Source organism: Streptomyces purpurogeneiscleroticus (assembly GCF_020024005.1).
In the GTDB taxonomy this organism is placed as follows: domain Bacteria; phylum Actinomycetota; class Actinomycetes; order Streptomycetales; family Streptomycetaceae; genus Streptomyces; species Streptomyces purpurogeneiscleroticus.
Map to the genome: position 1 here is coordinate 1 of NZ_NHSG01000020.1, position 5,665 is coordinate 5,665.

The 5,665-nt window shown below is 71.5% G+C and carries 7 protein-coding genes; 4 read left to right on the top strand and 3 right to left on the bottom strand.

Translation table 11 applies throughout. The annotated features are described in order from the left end of the window. Positions 1-96: 96 nt before the first annotated feature. Positions 97-1,278 (top strand): methyltransferase domain-containing protein, encoded by a 1,182-nt coding sequence (locus tag CCS38_RS00520; RefSeq protein WP_223731182.1) that lies wholly within the window; start codon positions 97-99, stop codon positions 1,276-1,278. 46 nt (positions 1,279-1,324) lie between these two features. Here CCS38_RS00520 and CCS38_RS00525 read toward each other — a convergent pair whose 3' ends face one another. Together CCS38_RS00525 and chrA are read right to left on the bottom strand one after the other, a co-directional pair. After that, a complete protein-coding gene (locus CCS38_RS00525; RefSeq protein WP_223731183.1) occupies positions 1,325-1,537 on the bottom strand; it encodes a recombinase family protein in 213 nt (70 codons plus the stop codon). A 133-nt stretch (positions 1,538-1,670) separates the two neighbouring features. Next, positions 1,671-2,993, bottom strand: a complete 1,323-nt coding sequence (gene chrA / locus CCS38_RS00530; RefSeq protein WP_223731184.1) for a chromate efflux transporter — start codon at positions 2,991-2,993, stop codon at positions 1,671-1,673. A gap of 177 nt (positions 2,994-3,170) precedes the next feature. On the opposite strand from chrA, the gene CCS38_RS00535 reads away from it, so the two are divergent. Genes CCS38_RS00535 through CCS38_RS00545 form a run of 3 tightly spaced genes read left to right on the top strand, consistent with a single transcriptional unit; the run spans position 3,171 to position 4,336 of the window. Then, a complete protein-coding gene (locus CCS38_RS00535; RefSeq protein ID WP_223731185.1) occupies positions 3,171-3,368 on the top strand; it encodes a hypothetical protein in 198 nt (65 codons plus the stop codon). A gap of 21 nt (positions 3,369-3,389) precedes the next feature. Then, a complete protein-coding gene (locus tag CCS38_RS00540) occupies positions 3,390-3,905 on the top strand; it encodes a Chromate resistance protein ChrB (protein WP_223731186.1) in 516 nt (171 codons plus the stop codon). Further along, positions 3,902-4,336: a chromate resistance protein ChrB domain-containing protein gene (locus CCS38_RS00545; RefSeq protein ID WP_223731187.1), complete on the top strand. Its 435-nt coding sequence runs from the start codon at positions 3,902-3,904 to the stop codon at positions 4,334-4,336. Before CCS38_RS00540 ends, CCS38_RS00545 begins: the two co-directional genes overlap by 4 nt. 244 nt (positions 4,337-4,580) lie before the next feature. Here CCS38_RS00545 and CCS38_RS00550 read toward each other — a convergent pair whose 3' ends face one another. Beyond that, a complete protein-coding gene (locus tag CCS38_RS00550; RefSeq protein WP_223731188.1) occupies positions 4,581-5,549 on the bottom strand; it encodes a GNAT family N-acetyltransferase in 969 nt (322 codons plus the stop codon). Positions 5,550-5,665: the final 116 nt, after the last annotated feature.

The following is a 5,665-nucleotide window of genomic DNA, read 5'->3' on the forward strand; positions in this document are numbered from 1 at the left end:
CCTCCGTCTGCCCGCCCTCCGTCCGCCGTCCGGCCGGAAGAACCGGGTTATCCACAGGCCGAAGCGATTGTCAGTGGCGCCTGTCACGATCTGTACATGGCTACCGACACGCCGGTCACCGACGCCGGTTACTGGGAATCCGCCGCCGAGCGGTTCGACGACGAGCCGGATCACGGGATGCGCGATCCGGCGGTCCGGGCCGCATGGGCAGACCGGCTGCGGGACTGGCTGCCGGCCGGGCCGTCCGACGTCCTCGACCTCGGCTGCGGCACAGGCAGCCTGACCCTGCTCGCCGCCGAGCAGGGCCACCGTGTCACGGGAATCGACCGCTCGCCGCGAATGGTGGACAAGGCCCGCGCCAAGTTCGCGGCGGCGCGGCCCGAGGACCGGACGCCGGCCGCGCGGCTGATGGTCGGCGACGCCGCCGAACCGCCGGTGGAGGAGCGGCAGTTCGACGTGGTACTGGTGCGGCATCTGCTGTGGGCGCTGCTCGACCCGGAGGCGGTGCTGCGCCGGTGGGTCCGACTGCTGCGGCCCGGCGGCCGGCTGGTGCTGATCGAGGGCCGGTGGGGCGAGTCCGACCCGATCGGCATCACCGCCGCCGAGCTGGAGCGGCTGACCGCTCCGCTGGCCCGTCGCACGCAACTGGAGAGACTCGCGGGCGACCCCGCGCTGTGGGGCCGGGAGGTGCGGGACGAGCGGTACGCGCTGGTGGTCCATCCCGCGCCGCCGGCCCGCCATACGGAGGTGATCGATGTCCATCTGATCCTGCGCCGCGGGGACGACGTACTGCTCGCCCGCCGTGCGAACACCGGATACGCCGACGGGCTGCTGCACGCACCCAGCGGACACGCCGAGGACGGTGAGGACGTCCGCGAGGCGATGATCCGGGAAGCGGCCGAGGAGACCGGGCTGCGGCTGACCGCGTCGGACCTGCGGGTCGCGCTGGTCATGCAGCACCGTGCGCCGGACGGGCGGCCGCGGATCGGTTGGTTCTTCGAGGCGGCATACGGCGCGGGCGGCGAGCCGGTCAACCGCGAGCCGGAGAAGTGCTCCGAGCTGGCCTGGTTCCCGCTGGACGCGCTGCCGGACGACATGGTCGCGTACTGCAGGGCGGGCCTGGACGCATACCGCACGGGCCGGCGCTTCCTCCTGCACTGGCACCGGCCCGGCGACTCCCTCGCGTACGACCCGGCGGGCCCGGACCGCGCGGAAACGCTGCCGCTGAGCACGGGCGGCCGCACGGCGGCAATGGAGGGGGATGACGGGTGTGAGTAGTTGAGGTGCAGAAAGTGCCGCTGAGATTCATCTTGCTGAGGTGGGCCTACTTCGCGGGCGCTCCGAATTGCCGGGGGACGGCGCCGACGCGCAATTCCTTCAGGACCGGAATGTGGTTGTAGAGGGTGCCGGCCGCCTGGGGGGGCGTGTCGAGGTTCTCGTGCAGCGTGGTGAAGCCGATCCCGTACTCGCGCAGCTCGGCGACCGTGTCGACGAGGTCCTGGAGGCCGCGGGCGTAGCGGTCGAGCGAGGGGACCACGGGGGTGCCGCCCGGAGCTGAAGGCGTGGCACGCCTTCAGCTCCGGGCGGAGCGCGTCCTTGCCTGCCTTCTTGTCCGCGACTTCAGAGGACGAAGATTTGTTGCAGCCTCGCACTTGTCCGGAGTGGTCGGTTCAGGTGCCGGGCAGGCCGGTCAGAGCCGCGACCAGTCCGAGGGCGGCGCAGATGCCGAGGGTGCGCAGGACGCTCCAGCGCAGCTTGAAGATCAGCAGCACGGCGACCGCGGTGATGGCGAGAGCCGTCGGCCGCAGGGTGGTGAAGTCGGGCAGGGCCAGCTGGAGCGGCCCCGCAGTGATGGTGCCGACCGTGCGGAAGAGCGTGTGCTCGGCGAAGTACAGGGCGAGATTGGCGATGACGCCGACCACGGCGGCGGTGATGCCGGTGAGGGCGGCGGAGACCGAGCGGTTGCCGCGCAGGCGCTCGATGTAGGGGGCGCCGAGGAAGATGAAAAGAAAGCAGGGTACGAAGGTCACCCAGGTGGTCAGCAGCGCGCCGAGCAGGGCAGCGGCCCAGGGGGTGAGGGCGCCGGGGTCGCGGTAGGCGCCGAGGAAAGCGACGAACTGCACGACCATGATCAGCGGTCCGGGGGTGGTCTCCGCGAGGGCGAGACCGCGGACCATCTCGCCGGCGCTGAGCCAGCCGTAGTGCTGGACGGCTTGCTGGGCGACGTAGGCGAGGACGGCGTAGGCGCCGCCGAAGGTGACCAGCGCGGTGCCGGAAAAGAACAGGCCCTGCGTCGTGAAGACGCTGCCCGTCCCGGTCAGGACGGCGACGGCCACGACCGGAACGGCCCACAGGACCAGGCCCATTAGCAGGATGCGTGTCGCGCGCCGTCGGCCGGGCGGTTCGTGGTGCAGGGCGTCGTCCGGGATGAGCGGCGCGGGCCCGTCGTCCTTGCCGTTTTCGGCTGCCGGTCTGAGCAGGTGCGGGGCGAAGCGGACCAGCAGCCATCCGGTGAACGCGGCAGCGATGATCACCAGCGGAAAGGGGACCCCGAACAGGGCCAGGGCGGCGAAGGAGGCCACGGCGAGGGCGATCAGCGCCGGGTGGGCCAGGGAGCGGCGGCCGACCCGCCACACGGCCTGGGCGACGATGGCGACCACCGCCGGGGCGAGGCCGGCGAACAGGCCGGTGACCGCGGCGGTGGTGCCGAAGGCGACGTAGACCGCGGACAGGGCGAGCAGCGCCAGTACGCCGGGCAGCACGAACAGGGTTCCTGCGGCCAGCCCGCCGCGGGTGCCGTTCAGCAGCCAGCCGATGTAGATCGCGAGCTGCTGGGCTTCGGGGCCGGGCAGCAGCATGCAGTAGGACAGGGCGTGGTTGAACCGCTGCTGGCCGATCCACCGCTTTTCCTCGACCAGGGTGCGCTGCATGACCGCGATCTGCCCGGCCGGCCCCCCGAATGTCTGCAGCGAGATGGAGAACCAGGTCTTCACCGCCTGTCTGAACGGTATGAGATCACCGTTCGGGGCCGTGTCCTGCCCCGGCGGGTCTGTCTCGGATACGGGCAGCGAGGAGTGATCGGCGGCGGGCACCGGGATCTCCGTCCGTTGTGAGCGGCAAGGGCGGCATCGTCCGGCAGATCCCGACCGTATGGACCGGGGACGCAGTCCATGTCGAAGATCTGGTCTGGTGATCTGCTGGCCTGCTGTGCCGACCACCCGCCGGATGATGTAACCATGGTTACATCATCGAGGGTGGCGGAGGGAAGGGGACCTGGTGACGAGGAACATGAAGACTTTGTTTCACCGCCGCCCACGGTGCGGCGCACCGCAGGCAAGGAGCACATCGCAAGTGACATGGCACGCTGAATGGCGCAGGGGTGTTTGCGGGTGACCGAGCGCACCCTTCCGCAGCAGCCCGCGCCCGCCGGTGCGGGGCAGTGGGTGCTGCTCTCCTACCGGCTGCCGCGAGAGCCTTCCACCCCGCGCATCACCGTCTGGCGCAAGCTCAAGAGGCTCGGCGTCGCCCAGATCGGCGACGGTCTGATCGCCCTGCCCGCCGACGCCCGCACCCGCGAGCACATCGACTGGATCGCCGAAGAGATCACCGACTTCGGCGGCACCGCCACCGTATGGCTCGCCCAGCCCGGCAGCACCGCGCAGGAGCGACAGCTCGCACAGAGCATGGCCGAAGCCCGGACAGTCGAGTACGAGCAGGTCATCGCCCAGGCCGAACAGGCCCGCACGCTTGGCGAGGACGAAAGGCAGCGCACCTGGCGCCGGCTCCGCGCGGAACTGCGCCGCATCCACCGCCGCGACTACTTCCCCCCGCCCGCACGGCACGCCGCCGAGACGGCCGTGAACTCCCTGCAGTCCACCCGCAAGCGCACCGAGGAGAGCACATGAAATGGGCCACCCGCGCCGGCATTCACATCGACCGCGCCGCCTGCGCCTGGCTGATCCGTCGCTTCATCGACCCCGACGCCACGTTCGTCTTCGTCACGGACCCCGCCCACGTCCCCGACGACGCCACTGCGTTCGACATGCGCGGCGCAGACCTCGGCCACCACCACGGCGACTGCAGCTTCGAGACCATCCTCCGCCGCTACCAGCTCACCGCCGACCCGGCCCTGCAGCGCATCGCCGAGATCGTCCACGAAGCCGACCTCGACGACGAACGCTTCGACGCCCCCGAAGCCCCCGGCCTCGACGTCGTCCTGCGCGGCCTGTCCATGACCGGAGACGACGAGCGCACCATGACCGTCACCAAGCCCGTCTTCGACGGCCTGTACGAGTACTACCGCCGCGCGACCCTCCTCGGCCGCGAACCCGCCTGACGATGGACGGCCTCTGTCCTGCCCGCTTCGGCCTGAGCGCCGGCAAGGCCACTCTGCGCGCGCAGCGGGCCCCGGGGCCGGCCAGTCCCCGGCCGAGTGAGGAGTTCGGCGGCGAGGAGAACGTCTGTGAGGAGGACGACGGCGAGGAGGCCGGGGAAGGTCAGGAGACGGGCGCATGGGGGAGACGGCACACGAGGGAGACGGCACACGAGGGTGGCGGGGACGTGAAGAACGCAGGGGCTGCTCAGTCCGCGTTCCGAATGTCTTCGGCGGGGCCGGTGCCGCTGAGGCCGTGAAGTTCGCGGAGGCAGCGCCACTCGGTGGCGTACGGCGTGTAGCCGAGGGCGTTGTTGATGGCGAGCATGGGCGCGTTGGTGGTGTCGTTGCCCGTGAAGGCTTCGGTACAGCCGGCCGCCCGGGCCTCGTGCAGGGCGCGCAGCTTGGCGAGCTTCGCCAGGCCGCGGCCGCGGAAGGCGCGTTTGGCTCCGGTCATGGCGGACGAGCAGCGGCCGAGGCCGTCGGCCGCCACCGCGCTGAACGCGGCCGGTTCGCCGTCCACCACCACGACCGTCGTGAGGCCGAGGTCGATGTCCGGGTGCTCCCAGGTCTGCGCGAGCCAGTCCTCGTACGACATGGCGTCGCTGGGTACGTCGCCCGGTTCGTCGGAGGTGGCCTCGGCGTCCAGTACGTACAGCAGGTACGGATCGGCACCGAAGTCGGCGGCGCTGCACAGTTCCACACCGGGAGGGAGGCGATCGGGGAGCGGTGGCAGGGGAGTGCGGGCCAGGTCGAGGCGGAGGTAGCGGGAGGTGCGGCTGCGGCGGTAGCCGTTGCGGTCGGCGAACGCCGTTGAGCGGCCGTCCTCTTGGGCGCAGGCGAGGATGCGGGTGGCGCCGAGGGCTGCCAGGCGTTCCTCGGCGGCCGTGAGCAGGGCGCGGCCGGCTCCGTGACCGCGGCGCGCGGGGTGGACCATCGGGTTGGCGACCGCCTGGCCGGGGACGGTGCTGTCGTGGACGAGACCGGTCTTGGCGGCGCCGACGACGCGGCCGTTCAGTTCGGCGACGAGGATCAGGAAGTGCTGGGCGGCCGGTGCGTTGGCGGCCTCCCAGGCCACTGACTGCGGGGTGCAGACGAGGAAGGAGGCGACGGCCCGGCGTACGTCGGCTACGGCCTTGGCGTCGGAAGGACGGAACGCGCGAACGGTGAGCGACATGGCGCAGCACGCTACGCCGCGCCCACCCCACCCGCCTCCCAATTTCGGGCCCCCGAGGGGATGGTCGGCGGCAGGCGCCTCGGTCGGGGGCGGTGCCTCGTCAGTGGACGTGGGGT

What these genes read in the sequence shown, in the direction of transcription:
- CCS38_RS00520 (WP_223731182.1), top strand. Translation starts at nt 97, where the DNA reads ATGGCTACCGACACGCCGGTCACCGACGCCGGTTACTGGGAATCCGCC.
- CCS38_RS00535 (WP_223731185.1), top strand. Translation starts at nt 3,171, where the DNA reads ATGTCGAAGATCTGGTCTGGTGATCTGCTGGCCTGCTGTGCCGACCAC.
- CCS38_RS00545 (WP_223731187.1), top strand. Translation starts at nt 3,902, where the DNA reads ATGAAATGGGCCACCCGCGCCGGCATTCACATCGACCGCGCCGCCTGC.
- CCS38_RS00550 (WP_223731188.1), bottom strand. Translation starts at nt 5,549, where the DNA reads ATGTCGCTCACCGTTCGCGCGTTCCGTCCTTCCGACGCCAAGGCCGTA.